This is a genomic window from Ferribacterium limneticum, from assembly GCF_020510625.1.
Classification (GTDB): domain Bacteria; phylum Pseudomonadota; class Gammaproteobacteria; order Burkholderiales; family Rhodocyclaceae; genus Azonexus; species Azonexus limneticus_A.
Genome location: NZ_CP075191.1, coordinates 1460422 through 1479234 on the forward strand (window position 1 = coordinate 1460422; position 18813 = coordinate 1479234).

The 18813-nt window shown below is 62.5% G+C and carries 13 protein-coding genes; 5 read left to right on the plus strand and 8 right to left on the minus strand.

Going from position 1 to position 18813, the window contains the following annotated elements:
- Positions 1–51: 51 nt before the first annotated feature.
- The 3 genes from mnmC to lysS are packed head-to-tail and all read right to left on the minus strand — an operon-like array spanning position 52 to position 4018.
- A complete protein-coding gene (mnmC, locus tag KI617_RS06975; protein WP_226451287.1) occupies positions 52–1986 on the minus strand; it encodes a bifunctional tRNA (5-methylaminomethyl-2-thiouridine)(34)-methyltransferase MnmD/FAD-dependent 5-carboxymethylaminomethyl-2-thiouridine(34) oxidoreductase MnmC in 1935 nt (644 codons plus the stop codon).
- The gene (locus tag KI617_RS06980; RefSeq protein ID WP_226451288.1) at positions 1986–2483 is read right to left on the minus strand and encodes a hypothetical protein; all 498 of its coding nucleotides are present in this window, start codon (positions 2481–2483) and stop codon (positions 1986–1988) included. Before KI617_RS06980 ends, mnmC begins: the two co-directional genes overlap by 1 nt.
- Before the next feature lie 29 nt (positions 2484–2512).
- On the minus strand, positions 2513–4018 hold the full coding sequence (gene lysS / locus KI617_RS06985; protein ID WP_226451289.1) for a lysine--tRNA ligase: 1506 nt from the start codon (positions 4016–4018) through the stop codon (positions 2513–2515).
- A gap of 164 nt (positions 4019–4182) precedes the next feature.
- Between lysS and KI617_RS06990 the strand changes: the two genes are divergently transcribed.
- Positions 4183–6468, plus strand: coding sequence for a response regulator (locus KI617_RS06990; RefSeq protein WP_226451290.1), 2286 nt, complete (start codon positions 4183–4185; stop codon positions 6466–6468).
- 5 nt (positions 6469–6473) lie between these two features.
- Here the strand turns inward: KI617_RS06990 and KI617_RS06995 are convergent, their stop codons facing one another.
- The 3 genes from KI617_RS06995 to prfB form a co-directional block, all read right to left on the minus strand.
- Positions 6474–6803: a cupin domain-containing protein gene (locus KI617_RS06995; RefSeq protein WP_226451291.1), complete on the minus strand. Its 330-nt coding sequence runs from the start codon at positions 6801–6803 to the stop codon at positions 6474–6476.
- 9 nt (positions 6804–6812) lie between these two features.
- Entirely contained in the window at positions 6813–8042 is a 1230-nt protein-coding gene (locus KI617_RS07000; RefSeq protein ID WP_226451292.1) for a hypothetical protein, read from the minus strand.
- Positions 8043–8060: 18 nt separating this feature from the next.
- A protein-coding gene (gene prfB, locus KI617_RS07005) for a peptide chain release factor 2 (RefSeq protein ID WP_226451293.1) occupies positions 8061–9165 on the minus strand; the annotation gives its coding sequence in 2 pieces (ribosomal slippage) (positions 8061–9083 and positions 9085–9165; 1104 coding nt in all).
- 204 nt (positions 9166–9369) lie between these two features.
- On the opposite strand from prfB, the gene nifJ reads away from it, so the two are divergent.
- Both nifJ and KI617_RS07015 read left to right on the plus strand, forming a co-directional pair.
- Positions 9370–13005 carry a pyruvate:ferredoxin (flavodoxin) oxidoreductase gene (gene nifJ, locus KI617_RS07010; protein ID WP_226451294.1) on the plus strand — a complete coding sequence of 1212 codons (3636 nt, stop codon included), beginning with the start codon at positions 9370–9372 and terminating at the stop codon, positions 13003–13005.
- The gene (locus KI617_RS07015) at positions 12998–14008 is read left to right on the plus strand and encodes a dihydroorotate dehydrogenase-like protein (protein WP_226451295.1); all 1011 of its coding nucleotides are present in this window, start codon (positions 12998–13000) and stop codon (positions 14006–14008) included. Before nifJ ends, KI617_RS07015 begins: the two co-directional genes overlap by 8 nt.
- Positions 14009–14055: 47 nt before the next feature.
- Here KI617_RS07015 and recJ read toward each other — a convergent pair whose 3' ends face one another.
- Positions 14056–15744 (minus strand): single-stranded-DNA-specific exonuclease RecJ, encoded by a 1689-nt coding sequence (gene recJ, locus KI617_RS07020; protein ID WP_226451296.1) that lies wholly within the window; start codon positions 15742–15744, stop codon positions 14056–14058.
- Positions 15741–16778 (minus strand): hypothetical protein, encoded by a 1038-nt coding sequence (locus KI617_RS07025; RefSeq protein WP_226451297.1) that lies wholly within the window; start codon positions 16776–16778, stop codon positions 15741–15743. The genes recJ and KI617_RS07025 overlap by 4 nt, the downstream gene beginning before the upstream one ends.
- A 69-nt stretch (positions 16779–16847) precedes the next feature.
- Between KI617_RS07025 and KI617_RS07030 the strand changes: the two genes are divergently transcribed.
- Complete coding sequence (locus KI617_RS07030) at positions 16848–18095, plus strand: lipoprotein-releasing ABC transporter permease subunit (protein ID WP_404826798.1); 1248 nt, start codon at positions 16848–16850, stop codon at positions 18093–18095.
- Complete coding sequence (gene lolD, locus KI617_RS07035) at positions 18088–18765, plus strand: lipoprotein-releasing ABC transporter ATP-binding protein LolD (protein WP_226451298.1); 678 nt, start codon at positions 18088–18090, stop codon at positions 18763–18765. Before KI617_RS07030 ends, lolD begins: the two co-directional genes overlap by 8 nt.
- The last annotated feature ends 48 nt before the right edge of the window (positions 18766–18813 follow it).

Below are 18813 nucleotides of genomic sequence, written 5' to 3' on the forward strand. Positions count from 1 at the left end.
CGCCCGGCGACGAGCGCCAATAAGGATGTCTTCTATCCATATGCCTGAACGTCATGCTGCCGGTTCGGTAGCCTCTTCGTCCGGTGGAAATTCCCCGCTCGGGCTGCGCGCAGCCTTGATCAGGAAGCGGCCGGGGTCTAGCGCATCGACGAGGTCACGCTCAAGCGGCAGCGGCTCACCTTCGAGCTGGCTGATCAGCAGATCGGCCATCAGCGCCGACCAGACGATGCCTCGGGCGCCAAAGCCCTGAACGCACCACAGGCCGGATTGGCGGGGAATATTGTGGAGGCGGGTGTTGGGGGTTGCGGTCATGGCGTCCGGCACGGCGCCGACAATGGGCATCCGGTCTGGCGACATCGGGCGGAAGCCGACGCGGCCGTGCAGGGTCGCCGGGTCGAGGCCGGCTGCGAAATCGGGCAGGGTCAGCCGGAGACGGGCCAGATTGTCGCGGTGGTCCGCCTCGCGTTCGGCAGGTTCATCGTCCTCGTAGGAAAGAGAAGCGCCGATCAGCTGGGTGCCGTCAATGGCGGGTATGGCGTAGCCGATCTGGAAGAGCACGGTATTCAGCGGCTTGCCACCGGTTGCGGGCAGATGGCTGACCTGGCCGCGGCCGGAACGTTGCGGCAGCCAGGCGAACTGTTCGAAACGCGGGGCAGCAGCGCCGCTGGCCATGACCAATACGGGCGCTTCGGCCAGCAGCTTGCCATTGGCTTCGAGGGCATGCCATTGATCGTTGGTGCGAACGATCCGGTCGACTGCGGCATTGAAGTGCGTCGTGATGCGCTCGGGAAAGGCGCTGAGAGCGGCCCGGCAGACCGAGGGCGGCTGCACCCAGCCACCGTTCGGGAACCACCAGCCCCCAATGCTTACTGGCTGGCCAAGCAGGCGACTTGCTGCGTCGGCCTCGACGAATCGCAGCAGTTCGGGTGGGAAGCCGAGTTGCTCGACGGCCCGCCGTTGTTGCGCTTCATGCTCGGGTTCGCGGGCGAGGTGCAGCACGCCACAGGGCGACCAGCGGGCTTCGGGCAGGGCGGCGAGCAGGGCACGGGTGGCCAGGAAACCAGCACGGGTGATGCGGGAAAGACGGTTGTCGTCGGCACTGGGCAAGGGGCGCAGCATGCCGGCCAGATTGCTGGAAGCGCCCTGGGCGGGAGCTTCGGCCTGCTCCAGTACCGTCACCTGCCAGCCAGCAGCAGCCAGCGCATAGGCTGTGGTGCTGCCGGCAATGCCGGCGCCGATGACGATGGCCCGGCGATCGGTCGGGGCGACGTGGCGATCCGGGCGACGGGAGCGGAAGCGGCCGACCAGCATCTGCCGCTTACCCACTGGGCCGGGGCGTTTGGCGACTTCGAATTCAGCGTCCTTCAATGCCTGGCGGACATGGCCGGCGACCGACCAGGTGGCGAGGGTTGCACCGGGCGCGGTCAGGCGGGCGAGCCCTTTGCAGAAATGCGGGGACCACAGCTCCGGATTCTTGGGCGGTGAAAAGCCGTCAAGGTAAAAGGCATCGACCGAGGCATCGATAGTGCGCAATTGCATTGCGGCGTCACCGAAGGTCAGGGTCAGGATGACCTGCCCGCCATCGAGATGCAGGCGGTGCATACCGGGCACCAACGGCGGCCATTTTTGCTGCAGTTCGGCCGCCAGCTCGGCGAATTCCGGCCAGGCCTGCTGGCAGGTGGCGAGGTCGGCCAGTGAGAACGGATGTTTCTCGAAGGAGATGAAGTGCAGCCGGCGGCAGCGTTGCGGATCATCACGCCAGGCCTGCCAGGTGGCCAGGAAATTCAGTCCGGTGCCGAAGCCGGTTTCGAGGATGACGAAACGGTCCTTGTCCTGCCAACGCTGCGGCAGTTCGTTGCCAGCCAGGAAGACATGCCTGGCCTGCGCCGGTCCGCCGAGGGCGGAGTGATAAACGTCGTCAAAGGCCGCCGAGTAGGGCGTGTCGTAGGCAACGAATTCGAGCCTGGCAGGCTGCAGTTTTTCCACTAGTGCAGGCGGGATGGGCGGCTGTTGCCGGGAGCGGGCGCTGGCTCGGTCGGCGCAGCGTAGTCCAGTGCCAGATTCCACTGTGCCTGTTCGGCGCCGGCCCGCAGCATGGCGCAGAGTGCCTGCAGCAGGTCGGGGGGCAGGCACAACTGGAAGCTGCGTTCCCGGCCTTCGCGGAAAGTCAGGCTGAAATTGCCATCGCTCAGGGTGTCGAACTTGATCTCGCTGGTCAGCAAGGGCGACGAGCCCAGCGGATAGGTGGCGTTGTCGTCGCTGAACGGCTGTTCGAAGCTGGGTTGCTCGGCAACCTCAATCTCGGCCATCGCCGGCGCTGGTGTGGTCACCTTGCCAAGCAGGGCAGCCAGATGTGGCCATAACTCACGCAGGAAACGCCGGGTCAGCCAGACGCGATATTCCTCGTCAGCCTGCGTCGCGACGCGCAGGACCAGGCGGTCCTGCAGGTGGTCGTTGGCGATCTGCAACTGACGGATTTGCATCTTCAGCAATCTTCAAGCGCAGCCACGCATTACTCGGGACGCATGGAGGGGAAGAGAATGACATCGCGAATGGCTGCAGCATCCGTCAGCAGCATGATCAGACGATCAATGCCGATCCCGCACCCACCGGTCGGTGGCAGGCCATACTCCAGCGCCCGAATGAAGTCAGCGTCGTAATACATCGCCTCTTCATCGCCGGCATCCTTCGCCTTCATCTGTTCCTGGAAGCGCGCTGCCTGGTCTTCGGCGTCATTCAACTCCGAGAAGCCATTGGCAATTTCACGCCCAACAATGAACAATTCAAAGCGCTCGGTAATCTCCGGATTTGTATCCGAGGCACGGGCCAGCGGCGACACTTCGACCGGGTAGTCGATGATGAAAGTCGGTTCCCAGCACTGGGCTTCGGCGCAAGCTTCGAACAGTTGCAGCTGAAGACTGCCGAGGCCGCCCGGCTTGAGCGGCTCGCCGAAGTGCTTGATCTTGGCCTTGAGGAATTCGGGATCGGCCAGCTCGGCATCACTGAATTCCGGATGCTGGCGCTGGATGGCCTGGTTGATGGTCAGGCGATGGAAAGGCTTGGACAGGTCGAGTTCACGGCCCTGATAGACGAAAACTTCCTTGCCCAGCGCCTCGCGGGCGGTGTGGCGGAGCAGGCCTTCGGTGAAGTCCATCAGCGTATGGTAGTTCGCGTACGCCTCGTAGAACTCCATCATCGTGAATTCCGGGTTGTGGCGCGGGCTCAAACCTTCGTTGCGGAAGTTGCGGTTGATTTCGAAAACCTTCTCGAAACCGCCAACCACAAGGCGCTTCAGGTACAACTCCGGGGCGATGCGCAGGAACTGCTGCATGTCGAGCGCGTTGTGATGCGTGACAAACGGCTTGGCCGAGGCGCCGCCGGGGATCGGGTGCATCATCGGCGTTTCGACTTCCATGAAGCCGTGGCCGGTCATGAAATTGCGGATCGACGAGACGATGGCCGAACGGGCGCGGAAGGTGAAGCGCGTTTCCTCGTTCATGATCAGATCGACGTAACGCTGGCGATACTTCATTTCCTGGTCGGCCAGGCCGTGGAACTTGTCGGGCAGGGGGCGCAGCGACTTGGTCAGCAGGCGGATTTCGCTGGCCTGGATTGACAGTTCGCCAGTCTTGGTCTTCATCAGGCTGCCGGTGACGCCGATGATGTCACCCAGGTCCCAGGTCTTGAAGTCGGCATAGACCTCTTCACCGACGCGGTCGCGGGTGATGTAAAGCTGGATGCGGCCGGACAGGTCCTGAATGGTGGCGAAGGATGCCTTGCCCATGACGCGCTTGAGCATCATGCGGCCGCCCAGCTTGACTTCAACCGGCAGACCTTCGAGTTCTTCCGCCGTCTTCTCGCCATAGCCTTCGAGGACCTTGGCCGCGGTGTTCTCGCGCTGGAAGTCGTTCGGGAAGGCTTTCCCGGTCTTGCGCCACTCGGCCAGTTTGGCGCGGCGCTCGGCGATGAGCTGGTTTTCGTCTTGCTGGACCGGGGCTTGCTGTTCGGGGTTGGACATGAAGAATCCTTGGATGCGATGAGTAAGCCGACTATGGCTTAGAATCCGTAATTTTCGCCGATTACACCCGGTTGGAACAAGGGCAAAGCGTCCAAAATCCGCCTGCTGTGTGCTCGGTGCCTCAGGCAAAGTTGCCTGCGCATGAACAGAGTCGTGGGGGGCCAATGAACATCCTCGTCGTCGATGCCACGCATCTTTACCGGGACATCCTGCAGCAGGCTTTGAGCCACTATGCGGATGTTCGGGTCGCACTCGCCTTGTCGCAACAGGAGGCGCGCGAACTGGTCGCCCGCGAAACCTTCCATTTTTTCGTGATTTCAGGCCAGTTGCCGGATGGCGATGGTATCGAACTGGCCAGAGCCTTGCGTGCCGATGGGCGGGCCAAGGTCGAACCGATCGTCTTGCTGACATCGAGTGCTAGTTCCGAATTGGCTGCGCAGGCGACCCGCTCTGGTGTGACCGAGCTTTTTCGCAAGCAGGATATCGACGAACTGCTCCGCTTCATGCGGCATTACGTCGAATTGCTGCAACCGATGCGCTGCCGGATTCTTTATGTCGAGGATGCCAGGGATCAGCGTGCCCTGCTGGAGGCCCAGTTGCGCGAATGGGGCATGACGGTCGATGCCATTGCCTCGGCTGACGAGGCGTGGCTGGCTTTCGAAGCGAACGATTACGATCTGGTGTTGTGCGATGTCGTTCTCGGTGGGCACATGACCGGCACACGGCTGATCAACCGGATTCGTCGCCTGCCTTTGCCCAAGGGCGGTACGCCGGTCCTCGCGGTGACTGCCTTCGATAATCCGCTGCGGCGGATCGAGTTGTTCCAGCTCGGGGTCGATGATTATGTCCAGAAGCCGATCCTGGCCGAGGAAATGCGTGCCCGCTTGCATAACCTGCTGGCCCGGAAGCGTGCCGTCGAGCGCAGCCAGATGTTGCTGGCAGCAACGGCGCTCGGTGTGGTGGTGGTTGGCACGGACGGGGTCATCGTGTCGATGGATGACAACTCCCTCGAGATGTTCCGGCCCAGAATGCAAACCATGCGCGGCCAGCCTTTGTCGGCGTTGCTGCCTGAAGAAAAGAATCCGGCCTTGCTCGGCCAGTTGATGCAGCGCGTCATGGCCGGCGAACGCGTTTCCGGCCTCAAGGCGGTGGGTTTGCATGGCGAAGGTGAGTATTTCCCGGTCGAATTGACGGTGGTCGAAATCAATTCAGGTGACGGGGTTCGTCATTTCGCCCTGTTGGCGCGCGACATCAGCGAAGAGCAGGCGCTGGCGACTTATCTGACGCGAGCCTCGGAGGCGGCTGAGCGGGCGGAGCAGATCAAGACGGCGTTCCTGGCCAACATGAGCCACGAAATTCGCACCCCGCTCAATGCCATCATCGGCATGGCCCATATTCTTTCGCGGACCGAACTGGATGATGCCCAGCGCAAGTATGTCGGGCATATCGATGCGGCGGGCCAGCACCTGCTCGGCCTGATCACGAATGTGCTTGATCTGTCCAAAATCGAGGCGGGTCGGCTGGAGCTGGAGCATATTCCGCTGGCGACCGAGAACATCGTTTGCGAAGTTCTGTCGATGATCGCCGAATCGGCTGCGGAGAAGGGGCTAGATGTACGGATTGGGGATCTGGATTCGCCGTCCGGTCTGGTCGGTGACCCGGTCAGGCTCCGGCAGGCTTTGCTCAACTATGTTTCAAACGCCATCAAGTTCACCGCCGAAGGCAGCGTTGAGGTCCGGGTTGTCACGCAGGAAGCCAGCGAGGATTCGGTCCTGCTCCGCTTCGAGGTGGCTGACACTGGCATCGGCATCAGTGCGGACGCCATGGATGAGATATTTTCGGCATTCCGCCAGGCCGACAATTCGACCACCCGTCGTTATGGCGGGTCCGGCCTCGGCCTCTCCATCACGCGCCAGCTGGCCGAGTTGATGGGGGGCGAGGCGGGGGTTTCCAGTACGCTTGGGCAAGGTAGTGTGTTCTGGTTTACTGCGTCCTTGAAGCGCAACACCGTACTTGCCGCACGGCCGACGGCACCCCTGCCGGCGACCGAGAGCGCCGAGACTGTTCTGGCCAGGGATTACGCGGGTTGTCGCTTCTTGCTCGTCGATGACGAGATCGTCAATCGACAGGTCGCCGAGGCCATCCTCTCCCGCTTGAACTGCGAGATCGATACCGCCAACGATGGTCGCGAGGCCGTCGATATGGCTGGGCGCAACGACTACGCGCTGATCCTGATGGACATGCTCATGCCCAACATGGGCGGCGTGGAGGCCGCGCAACGCATTCGGCTTTTGCCGGGGGGCGAGAGGGTGCCGATTGTCGCTCTGACAGCCAATGCCTTTGCCGACGAAAAGCAGCGCTGTCTGGATGCGGGAATGAACGACTTCATCTCCAAGCCGATCCGGCCCGAGGTGCTGTTCGAGACCATGCTGCGTTGCCTGGCTGGCTGAACTGCTCAGGCGTTTGGACGGTGGATCGCTAGCCAGATGGTCTGCGTGTCTGGCGCCGTCCATTCGACACGGTGCCGGCGACCGGCGGCGATGTCGATATAGCTGCCCGGTTGCAGCAGTCGGGCTTCGCTTTCGTCCTCGAAGCGCAAGCTTGCTTCGCCGCTGATCAACAATACCCATTCGGCTTCGGGCTGCTCGTACCAGAATCCCGGCGGGCTGGAGTGGCCGGTCGAGACGATGCGTTGAACAACCAGTCCGGGTTCGGCCAGCAAGGTGGCGAATGCTTCGTCTTCGGTGCCGAGGGGCGGGAGATTGGCGAACAGGTTGTCGAGCATGGTGGCTGATTACCGATAGAGCGGGAGGGTGTCCAGGCGGCGTTCGATCTCATGGGTCATGGCCTTGAACTGCGGGCTTTCATGGCTGGCGAAACGGCGCTTGAATTCAGGTTCGTGCAGGTATTCCGGAAGGTCGCCGACAGCCGGGAGAAGTTGCTCATCGGATAGCCCCCCTTTTATTTTTTTCTGCAGCGCTTCGGGGTTCCTGAGCAAGGTTTCGCCAAAGCGGGTGCCCGCCCGGTCGGCAGCCAGATCAATGAAGGAAAAGCCGCTACCGCGCCTGGCGTCTTCCAGTTCCTTATAGAGGCCGATGGCATCGGCCACCGGCTCGCCGGTCCAAGCGGCGAAGGCGGCCGAGATGACGAAATGCTGGGCCAGATCGTGGCGCCCGGCCAGGGTGATATTGACCCAGCGCACGCGCGGCCAGTTTCGGGCGGCGGGCACCAGGGCCGCCAGATCCTTGTCGGCCAGATGGCTGCTCAGAACCAGCAGAGTGGCTCGTCCCTGTTTGAGCGGGTCGCCGGACGCAGGAAGCATGGCCTTGAGAACGTCGGACAGGATGATTCGCGAGCCTGGCGCGCGATGGGCAACGAGCGCTGCCAGCGAGCCCCGGGCTTCGCGCAGGCGGGCAATGTCGTCCGGCGACAAGGCCACCGCACGCGCCCGGTCGAGGATGCCCGGTTCCCAGATGTAGGTAATCGATACCGTGGCTTGTGACTGGTTGAAGGAAATGTGCTGAATGGCGTTTTCGGCCATCAGCCATTCACGGTCGAAGCCAAGCGCAGCCACTGCCTTGGTGAAAACAAATTCGACCAAGGCGGGCGGCACAGCAATGGCGCCTAGCCTGGCATCGACGATGCGCAGCTTGCCATCGACCGTATGGGCCAGCGCGCGCAGGTTCAGGAAGCGCTTGCCGGGCAGCGTGAAGGTGATGCGAACCTCTCCGGTATCGTCGATCAGAGCCAGGGCGCCGCGGGCATGCAGATACCGGCTGGCCGCATAGTTGATGCCTTCGTCGATCAGGGCGGCGGGAATCGCCAGGGTGCGGATTTCGCCGGCTTGCTGGCGCCGCGGATCGTTGGCGGCGAGGAGGTGTTTTGCCTGAGCCACCGAAGCCGGAGAGATTACTTCGCCGCGGTCGACCAGCGCTTGCGGGTCGGTGGCAAAAAGAATCAGCGCTGCCGCTACGCTGAGCGGCAGCAACAGGGTGATTACCAGCCATTTGAGGAAGCGCCTCATCGGCTGGCAATCACTGCCTTAAACGCCTTGCTTCAGGCTGGCCTCGATGAAGGGATCGAGGTCGCCATCGAGCACGGCCTGGGTGTTGCCGGTTTCGTGGTTGGTGCGCAGATCCTTGATGCGCGACTGGTCGAGCACGTAGGAGCGGATCTGGTGGCCCCAGCCGATGTCGGACTTGGCGTCTTCCAGCTTCTGCTGCTCGGCCTGCTGCTTGCGCAGTTCGAACTCGTAGATGCGGGCGCGCAGCATCTGCCAGGCTTCGTCGCGGTTGCGGTGCTGCGAACGGTCGTTCTGGCACTGCACAACGATGCCGGTCGGGACGTGGGTCAGACGCACGGCGGAGTCGGTCTTGTTGATGTGCTGACCGCCGGCGCCGGAAGCGCGGTAGGTGTCGGTGCGCACGTCGGCCGGGTTGATGTTGATCTCGATCGAGTCATCGACTTCCGGGAAGACGAAAACGCTGGTAAACGACGTATGGCGGCGGGCGTTGGAGTCGAACGGCGACTTGCGAACCAGGCGATGGATGCCGGTTTCGGTGCGCAGCGTGCCGTAGGCGTAATCGCCGGTGAACTTGACGGTGGCACTCTTCAGGCCGGCGACGTCGCCTTCGGATTCTTCCATCACCTCGACGGTGAACCCCTTCTTCTCGCCGTACTTCAAGTACATGCGCAGCAGCATCGAGGCCCAGTCCTGGGCTTCGGTACCACCCGCGCCGGCCTGGATTTCCAGAAAGCAGGGCATCGGGTCGGACGGGTTGTTGAACATGCGGCGGAATTCGAGGGCGGCGACCTTGGCTTCGATCTCGGCGTTATCGGCCTCGACGGCGAGCAGGGTGTCTTCGTCGCCATCTTCCTTGCCCATGTCGAACAGCTCGCGGCCGTCGTTGAGGCCGGTGGCGACTTCTTCCAGCACCAGCACGATGTTTTCCAGCGATTTCTTCTCGCGCCCGAGCTCTTGGGCGCGCTTGGCGTCGTCCCAGATCTTCGGGTCTTCCATCTCCTGGGTGAGGAGGGTCAGGCGCTCGCGTTTCTGATCGTAGTCAAAGATACCTCCGCAGCTCGGCGGCGCGCTGCGCCAGATCGTCGAGCTTGTTGGAGATGCTGTTGATGTGTTCGGCTTCCATGATGGGGCGTCCAGATACTTGAAAACCGGACATTATAAAGGTTTAGGGCAGGTCATCGCATGGCAACATGCGGCCGCATATTTTTCATTCCGGATGGCTGAAATGCTTGCTGCGCGGGCGTAGAATCAAGGTGCTGCGCCGCAACAAAATCAAGTGGAAGCAATCACCTCCCAGGGCGGCACACCTTTCAGGGCAGGATTGAACATGAACAAGATGTTGACCATCGACGGTAACGAAGCCGTCGCCAACGTGGCTTACCGCGTTTCTGAAGTGATCGCCATTTACCCGATCACACCGTCGTCCGGCATGGGCGAGCTGTCCGATGAATGGGCAGCGCAAGGCAAGACCAACGTCTGGGGCTGCGTTCCCCGCGTCGTCGAGCTGCAGTCTGAAGGTGGTGCTGCCGGTACTGTCCATGGCGCACTGCAGGCTGGGTCGCTGGCGACGACCTTCACGGCTTCGCAGGGCCTGCTGCTGATGATTCCCAACATGTACAAGATTGCCGGCGAACTGACGCCGACGGTTTTCCATGTAGCGGCCCGCGCCATCGCTACCCACGCCTTGTCGATCTTCGGCGACCATTCCGATGTGATGGCGACGCGTGGTACTGGCTTCGCACTGCTTGCCTCGAATTCGGTGCAGGAGGCGCAGGACATGGCGGCCATCGCCTCGGCGGCAACGCTGTCCGGGCGCCTGCCGGTGCTGCATTTTTTTGACGGTTTCCGCACCTCGCACGAAGTGGCCAAGATTACGGCGGTGGGCGATGACGTCTTGCGCAAAATGCTGCCGCCGGAGTTGATCGCCGCCCAGCGCCACCGTTCGCTGTCGCCGGAACATCCGGTACTGCGCGGCAGTTCGCAGAATCCCGATGTCTTCTTTCAGGCTCGCGAGGCGCAGAACCCGTGGTTCGATGCCTTCCCGGGCATCGTCCAGCAGGCCATGGACGAGTTCGGCGCGGCGACTGGTCGGCAATACAGGCTGTTCGATTACGTCGGTGCGCCCGATGCCGAACGCGTCATCATCCTGATGGGCTCGGGGGCGGAAACCGCGCAGGAAACGGTCGAGCACATGAACCGGCAAGGTGAAAAGGTCGGCCTGCTCAAGGTTCGGCTCTACCGGCCGTGGGCGCCGGAGGCGCTGCTCGCGGCGCTGCCGACGACAACCCGGTCGATTGCCGTGCTCGACCGCTGCAAGGAGCCGGGTGCCGATGGCGAGCCGCTGTTCAAGGATGTGCTTGTCGCGCTGGCCGAGAATGCGGCCGGTGAGTCGCCACGTTTCGCCACGCTGCCCAAAGTGGTTGGTGGGCGTTACGGGCTGGCCTCCAAGGAATTCAACCCGGCCATGGTTTGTGCCGTGTTCGAGGCCTTGAACAAAACCTTGCCGCAACGTCGTTTCACCGTGGGCATCAACGACGATGTGACGCATCTGTCGCTGCCCTATGACTCGACTTTCCGTAGCGATGCCGTGCGCGAAACCTTCGGTGCGGTTTTCTACGGCTTGGGTTCGGACGGCACGGTGTCGGCCAACAAGAATTCGATCAAGATCATTGGTGACGAAACCGAACTCTTTGCCCAGGGCTATTTTGTCTACGACTCCAAGAAATCCGGCGCGATGACCGTCTCGCACCTGCGCTTCGGGCCGCAGCCGATTCGTTCGACCTACCTGACCGGCGAAGGCGATGCCAAGTTCATCGCCTGCCACCAGCCGCTCTTCCTCGAAACCCACGACCTGCTGGCGCACGCCGCACCGGGCGCGGTTTTCCTGCTCAACACCTCGGTACCTGCCGACGGGGTTTGGGCCACGCTGTCGGCTGCGATGCAGCAGCAGATGATCGCCAAGCGCATCCACTTTTACGTCATCGATGCCTATCAGGTCGCACTGGAGGCCGACATGGGCCGGCGCATCAATACCGTGATGCAGACCTGCTTCTTCGCCATCTCCGGCATCCTGCCGCAGGACGAAGCCATCGCGGCGATCAAGCATGCCGTCGAAAAGACCTATGGCCGCAAGGGCCGGCGCATCGCCGAACTGAACTACAAGGCCATCGACAAGACGCTGGTCTGCCTGCATGAAGTGCCGGTGCCGGCCGAGTTTGCTGCGTCTGAAATTCGCATCCCCCAACGCACCGTCCAGCAAGCCTCCGAATTCGTCCGCAAGCTGACCTTGCCGATGATCGCCGGCAAGGGTGACAGCCTGCCGGTCTCGGTCTTCCCGGTCGACGGCACCTTCCCGACCGGTACGGCCAAGTACGAGAAACGCAATCTGGCGCTTGAAATTCCGGTTCTCGAAACCGACCTCTGCACCCAGTGCGGCAAGTGCGTTTTTGTCTGCCCGCATTCCGCCATCCGCGCCAAGGCTTTCCCGCCCGAGCTGCTGGCCGAAGCGCCGGCCACCTTCAAGACCATGGCGATCCGCAGCAAGGATTACCCGGCCGGCTGGAAGATGAGCTACCAGGTGGCGCCCGAGGATTGCACCGGCTGCACGCTGTGCGTCGAGGTCTGCCCGATCCGCGACAAGTCCAACGTCTCGCGCAAGGCGATCAACATGGCCGAACAGCCGCCGCTGCGCGCGCCGGAAGCGGAGAACTGGGATTTCTTCCTGAAACTGCCCGCCTACGATCGCACTGTCGCCAAGCGCAACACCATCCCGGGTTCGATGCTGTTGCAGCCGATGTTCGAGTTTTCCGGCGCCTGTGTCGGCTGTGGCGAAACGCCTTACATCCGGCTCGCCACGCAGTTGTTCGGCGACCGCATGCTGGTTGCCAACGCCACCGGCTGCTCGTCGATCTACGGCGGCAATCTGCCGACCACGCCGTACACCACCGATGCCAACGGCCGCGGCCCGGCCTGGAGCAATTCGCTGTTCGAGGACAACGCCGAGTTCGGCCTCGGCATGCGCATTGCCACCAACCAGCTGGCCGAAGCAGCCCGCGTGCAACTGCGGGCCATGGCGCTGGAGATCGGCGATGCCCAGGTGCAAGCGCTGCTGAACGCCGATCAGAGCAGCGAAGCCGGCATTCACGACCAACGTGAACGGGTCGCCCAGTTGCAGGCCAAGCTGTCGGCGATCGGCACACCCGCCGCCGACCAGCTGGCTGCCGTGGCCGAATACCTGATCCGGCGCAGCGTGTGGATCATCGGTGGCGATGGCTGGGCCTACGATATCGGTTTCGGCGGCCTCGACCACGTGCTGTCGTCCGGCGAGGACGTCAATATTCTCGTCCTCGATACCGAGGTCTATTCCAACACCGGTGGCCAGAATTCCAAGGCCACGCCGCGCGGTGCCGTCGCCAAGTTCGCTGCTGGCGGCCAGCCGAACCGCAAGAAGGATCTGGCCCGCATCGCCATGGACTACGAGAACGTCTATGTCGCCCAAGTCGCCTACGGCGCCAAGGATGTCCATACGCTCAAGGCCTTCCTCGATGCCGAAAGCTACCCCGGCGTCTCGATCATCATCGCCTACAGCCCGTGCATCGCGCATGGCGTCGATCTGTCGAACAATCATCGCCAGCAGGATCTGGCCGTGAAATCAGGTCACTGGCCCTTGCTCCGCTACGACCCGCGCCGGCGTCAGCAGGGCGAGAATCCGCTAACGGTCGACAGCGCGGCGCCGAGCATTCCGTTCAGCGATTTCGCCCGCAACGAGGCGCGCTTTACCATCCTTGAGCGGCTGAAGCCCGACGCTTCGGTCTACTTCATGGCGCAAGCCGGCAAGGATGCCCGCCTGCGCCATCAGGAATATGTCGAACTGTCGGAAATGGTGCTGCCCGAAGCGGCCATCGACGAGAAAGTGAAAGAGGCCCAGGCGGCCGCAGACAACAAGGAAGAGCCCAATGCCTGATCTGTCAACGACCTACCTCGGCCTGTCGCTGAAAAATCCGCTGGTGCCGTCATCAACCCCGCTCAGCCACGATCTGGATGCCGTGCTGCATCTCGAAGATGCCGGTGCCGCAGCCATCGTCATGCATTCACTGTTTGAAGAGGATGTGCGCCACGACGAGCAGATGATCGACCGTTTCCTGGTGCACCCCGACACTTTCGGCGAGGCCGCCGGCCATCTGCCTTTCGGCCACGACTACCAGAGCCGGCTCGATAGCTATCTCGAACAGATCCAGCGCCTCAAGTCGCGCCTGTCCATCCCGGTGATCGCCAGCCTGAATGGCTCATCGCTGAGCGGCTGGGTTGAGCTGGGCAAGGAAATGCAGGGGGCAGGGGCCGATGCCCTTGAACTGAACGCCTGGTACATGCCGAGCGATCCGAAAGTTTCCTGCGAGGCCATCGAGGATCACCACCTCTCCTTGCTGCAGGAGTTGAAGACGACGGTCAGCATTCCAATCGGCATGAAGCTCTCGCCCTTCTTCTCTTCTCTGCCGCATTTCGTCCATCAGATCGAAAACGCCGGAGCGGCGGGGGTTTCGCTGTTCAACCGCTTTTTCCAGCCCGATATCGATCTCGAAACCTTGAGTGTGGTCGATCGCGTGCAACTGTCGTCGTCGGCCGACACCCTGCTGGCCATGCGCTGGATCGCCATCCTGCGTGGCAGCACCAGGCTGTCGCTTGCCGCTACCGGTGGCGTTCATGCCGCGGAAGATGCCTTGAAAATGCTGCTGGCCGGCGCCGACGTGGTGCACATGGCCAGCGCCCTGCTCAAACGCGGCCCCCAGGCGCTGAGCGAGGTCCTCGCGGGTATGGCGCGCTGGCTCGATGAGCGTGAATACACTTCGGTGGCGCAGATGAAAGGCTCGATGAGCCAGCAGAATTCACCGAACCCGAGTGCCTTTGCGCGGGCTGCTTATTTGCATGCGCTGGATTCGTTCACGCCGCCGGCGGGCGTGCGTTACTGATCGGATAAGGCAGTGATCCGCTACAAGGGGGCGTGCCGCCCCCTTTTTTATTCCAGATGCTCAACCATCAGTTGCGGGCTTTCGACGCCCATGTATTCGTTGATCGCCAGCCGGTAGGCGACGCGGGTGCGGCTGCCCGGTTGGGTGCTGAAGTTGAACTGGATGGCATCGATCCGGGTGTCGCCTTTGCGCAGGCGCAGCTTGAGGTGCTTTTCCTTGAGCACGCGCTGCTGTTCGACGTCGAAATCGTCCATGAACAACGGCGCCGGGAAGCCTTGGCCCCAGATTTCGTTTTCCAGCAGGCGGGCGGTTTCCAGCGAGATGTAGCCGCCTTCTAGGTTGCCGTCAGTTTCCAGCGTGCGGGTGAGGTCGGCCGGGGCGAGCAGTTCAGCCGCAACTTCCGCGAAGAGCTGGCTGAATCGCTCGAAGTCTTCTTCCTTGAGTGTTGCGCCGGCTGCCATGGCGTGGCCGCCAAAGCGGACGAGCAGGCCGGGGGCGCGCTTGGCGACGAGATCGAGCGCATCGCGCAGGTGCAGGCCGGGAATCGAGCGACCGGAACCCTTGACGATACCGCCTTCGCCCGGGGCGAAGGCGAAGACCGGGCGGTGCAGCTTGTCCTTGATGCGCGAAGCGAGGATGCCGACCACGCCTTCGTGCCAGCTCGCGTCGAACAGGGCGATACCGGGGGCGGCGTTGGCGACGTCCAGCGATTCGAGCAGGATTAGCGCCTGCTCCTGCATGCCGGCTTCGATTTCGCGACGTTCGCGGTTCAACGTGTCGAGTTCCTGGGCGATTTGCAGGGCGCGGCTCGGGTCATCGGTGAGCAGGCATTCAACGCCGAGGCGCATGTCGGCCAGCCGGCCGGCGGCGTTCAGCCGGGGGCCGAGCAGGAAGCCGAGGTCGAAGGCGGTGGCGCGCTTCGGGTCGCGGGCGGCGGCCTTGAACAGGGCGGCGATGCCGGGCTGCATCTGGCCAGCGCGCATCCGCTTCAGGCCCTGGCTGACCAGGATGCGGTTGTTGCGATCCAGTTTGACGACGTCGGCGACGGTGCCGAGGGCGACGAGGTCGAGCAGGTTGGCGAAATTGGGTTCCGGGCGATCGGCAAAATAACCGCGTTCGCGCAACTCGGCGCGCAGGGCGAGCATGACGTAGAACATGACGCCGACACCGGCGATGCATTTCGACGGGAAATCGCAGCCGGGCTGGTTCGGGTTCACGATGCAGTCGGCGTCAGGCAGCGTTGCCGCCGGCAGATGATGGTCGGTAATCAGCGTCGCGATGCCGTGCTGCTGGGCGCGGGCGACGCCTTCGAGGCTGGCGATGCCGTTGTCGACGGTGATGATCAGGTCGGGCGACTGCTCGGCGGCGACGTCGACGATTTCCGGCGACAGGCCGTAGCCCAGCTTGAAACGATCGGGCAGCAGAAAATCGACATCGGCACCCAGCGATTTCAGTGCACGTATGCCGACGGCCGTGGCGGTGGCGCCATCGCAATCGTAGTCGCCGATGATTAGCATCTTCGCTTCGGCCTCGATGGCATCGGCCAGTAATTGGGCGGCATCGGTGGCGTGAGTCAGCGCCGTGGGCGGAATCAGCGATTTCAGTTCGTAATCGAGTTCCGACTTGTCCTTGATACCGCGGGCGGCATAAAGCCGGGCAAGCAGCGGGTGCAGGCCTTGCTGCTCGAGCTGCCAGACGACGCGGGGCGAGCTGCTGCGGGTGGTGATATTGGTCACGTGGGGGTTCCTTCGGCCAGATCCTTGGCAAGCGTGGCGAGCGGGTGCGGCTTGCGCCAGAATTTCCAGCGGTCCTTGCCGTGCAGTGTCCAGGTCAACTGGCCGTAGATGGTCGGGGCAACGATGGTCAGTGTTTCGACCTGACGGCTGAGTGCAGCACGTAGCGGTACGAACCAGTCGCTGTCCAGCTTTTGCCAGGCATCCCGCCAGCCCGGGCCATCTTCGTAAAGCACGGGGGGCAACAGACTGTCGAGGACAACGAGCTGGTTTTGTTCGGCTGCAGCGTTCGCCAGGAGGGCGGCCAGTCCGTTCGGGCAAGGCTGGGTCGGCGTGCCACTGGCACAGGCCAGGCCGGTGGCCAGCGGGTTGCTGCTCCAGACGGTGGAATAGTCGGGTTTCGCCAAGGTCGGCAAAGTGCCGCCGCCCCACAGCCACAGGCTGTTGACGGCCGGTTTGCCTTCCGCTTGCCGCCGTTCGTTGACCGGGTGGCCGTGCAGGTACATCTGGACTTCGTTCAGCCAGCGCGTCAGTACGCCATTTTTGTCCGTCAGTTCGTTGTCCAGGCGACGGCCGGCGATGGTGGAAAGTGGCTCGGCATGGTGATCGACCGGCGTATTCAGCCGCAGATACCAGCGCCGGGCCGTGCTGACGTGAAACTGGCCGATGTCGGCAAACTCGGCATTGAGCGAGGCAACGATGGCGTGCGCTTCATCCTCTTCCAGATCGAAGGCGCCGGCATCGGCCAGAATTATCCGTTCGTGATGAAAGCGCAGGTGCACCGGGTCGGCGCACAGCCAGTGGCCGTCGCCGGCGGGCTGGCTAGCGGTTTCCCCGAGCCGGCGCAGGGCGCCAAAGGGGGCGTTGTCGAGACCAAACTGGCGGGCGAGGGCGGTTTCGAAAGGCAGTTTGGCCTGGCGCTCGAAAGCGGCACGGGCGGCCAGCCATTCGAATCCCGGGGCAGCGAGTTTCCCGAGCGTCAGTTGGTCATTCGGTTCAGGCCAGATTAGTTCTGGGACAAGCAGGGTGAGGCGCACGGGCAGCAGGCAAGGGGTTGGCAACCAAAAAGTGTACCATAGCGACTTTCCCCGCCCGGTGTTATACGCATGGCATTGCCTTACGAGCTGTTGATCGGCCTGCGCTATACGCGCGCCAAACGACGCAATCATTTCATTTCATTCATTTCGCTGATCTCGATGCTCGGCATTGGCCTCGGTGTGGCCGCGCTGATCGTCGTGCTGTCGGTGATGAACGGCTTCCAGAAAGAATTGCGGACACGCATTCTCGGGGTCGCTTCGCACATCCAGATCACGGGTATCAGCGGCGAACTGCCCAACTGGCCGGCGGTGGCCGAGCAGGCGATGAAGCATCCGGAAGTCAGGGCGAGCGCGCCTTTCGTGCAGTCGCAGGGGATGTTCACCGTTGATGGCACGGTCAAGGGAACGATCGTCCGCGGCATCCTGCCCGATCAGGAAGATCGGGTGGCTGATTTCCGCAAGACCATCCAGAGCGGCAGCCTCGACGATCTGCGGCCGGGTGAGTTCGGCGTCGTGCTCGGTGCTGATCTGGCCCGTTCTCTGCGTGTCTTTACCGGCGACAAGGTGACCCTGATTGCGCCGCAGGGCACGGTGACGCCGGCTGGCGTCGTGCCGCGCCTGAAATCGTTCAAAGTGGTCGGCATCTTCGAGGTCGGCATGTATGAGTACGACTCGGGGCTGGCGCTGATCAACCTTGAAGATGCGCAGAAGCTTTACCAGATGGAAGACCGGGTCAGTGGCGTGCGGCTGAAGGTTGACGATCTCTTCCAGGCGCCGCGTATTGCCCGCGAACTCGTCCGTTACATCGATGCCGATGCCTACCTGAACGACTGGACCAAGAGCCACGCCAATTTCTTCCGCGCCGTGCAGATCGAGAAGAACATGATGTTCATCATCCTGTCGCTGATCGTTGCCGTCGCAGCCTTCAACCTTGTGTCGACGCTGGTCATGGCGGTGACCGACAAACAGGCCGACATCGCCATCCTGCGCACGCTGGGGGCGCGGCCACTGTCGATCATGGGAATTTTTGTCATCCAGGGGGCGCTGGTCGGTTTCATCGGGCTGGGCCTGGGGATCGTTGGCGGCGTGCTGCTGGCGCTGAATATCGATGTCGTGGTGCCGTTTATCGAAAGAATGCTCGGCGTGCATTTCCTCTCGAAAGAGGTTTATTACATTTCCGACCTACCTTCCGAGTTGTTGTGGAGCGATGTCTGGGGCGTGACGCTGATTGCCTTCGTGCTGGCGCTGCTCGCCACGCTGTACCCCAGCTGGAAGGCATCGCGGGTCAATCCGGCGGAGGCGCTGCGCTATGAGTGAGCCCATTCTGATCGCCCGCGGGGTGTCCAAGGTGTTTCGCGGTGGCGGGCTGGAAGTGCCTGTCCTGTCCGGCATTGATCTGGTCGTTCAACCCGGCGAAACGGTGGCCATCATCGGCGCTTCCGGTTCCGGGAAAAGCACCCTGCTGCACCTGCTGGGTGGGCTGGATACGCCGTCGGCCGGTAGTGTGACGCTGATGGGGCGCGATTTTTCGTCGCTTGGCGAGGTGGATCGAGGCGACTGGCGCAACCGGCATCTTGGCTTCGTCTATCAGTTTCACCATTTGCTGGCCGAGTTTTCAGCCCTTGAAAATGTGGCCATGCCCTTGCTGATTCGCCGCATGGAGCGTCATGCGGCACTGGCCCAGGCGGCTGAAATCCTGACGGCGGTCGGCCTGGGGCATCGGCTGGAACACCGGCCCGGCGAGCTATCCGGTGGCGAACGTCAGCGTGCCGCCATTGCCCGTGCCCTGGTCAGCGATCCATCGTGTTTGCTGGCCGATGAACCAACAGGCAACCTGGATAGTCATACGGCATCAGTCGTCTTCGGTTTGCTGATAGAACGGGTTCGTCAGCAGCAGGTCAGCCTGATTGTGGTGACGCACGACCAGCAACTGGCGGCCAAGGCCGACCGGATACTCAATTTGAATGACGGCGTTCTCTGCGAATAATTTAATAAATGTTAGATTGAAGAAAACTGTTTCAAATTAAAATCAACT

Coding starts and splice junctions, on each gene's coding strand:
- KI617_RS06980 (WP_226451288.1), bottom strand. CDS start 2,483: ATGCAAATCCGTCAGTTGCAGATCGCCAACGACCACCTGCAGGACCGC.
- lysS (WP_226451289.1), bottom strand. CDS start 4,018: ATGTCCAACCCCGAACAGCAAGCCCCGGTCCAGCAAGACGAAAACCAG.
- KI617_RS06990 (WP_226451290.1), top strand. CDS start 4,183: ATGAACATCCTCGTCGTCGATGCCACGCATCTTTACCGGGACATCCTG.
- KI617_RS06995 (WP_226451291.1), bottom strand. CDS start 6,803: ATGCTCGACAACCTGTTCGCCAATCTCCCGCCCCTCGGCACCGAAGAC.
- KI617_RS07000 (WP_226451292.1), bottom strand. CDS start 8,042: ATGAGGCGCTTCCTCAAATGGCTGGTAATCACCCTGTTGCTGCCGCTC.
- nifJ (WP_226451294.1), top strand. CDS start 9,370: ATGAACAAGATGTTGACCATCGACGGTAACGAAGCCGTCGCCAACGTG.
- KI617_RS07015 (WP_226451295.1), top strand. CDS start 12,998: ATGCCTGATCTGTCAACGACCTACCTCGGCCTGTCGCTGAAAAATCCG.
- KI617_RS07030 (WP_404826798.1), top strand. CDS start 16,848: ATGGCATTGCCTTACGAGCTGTTGATCGGCCTGCGCTATACGCGCGCC.
- lolD (WP_226451298.1), top strand. CDS start 18,088: ATGAGTGAGCCCATTCTGATCGCCCGCGGGGTGTCCAAGGTGTTTCGC.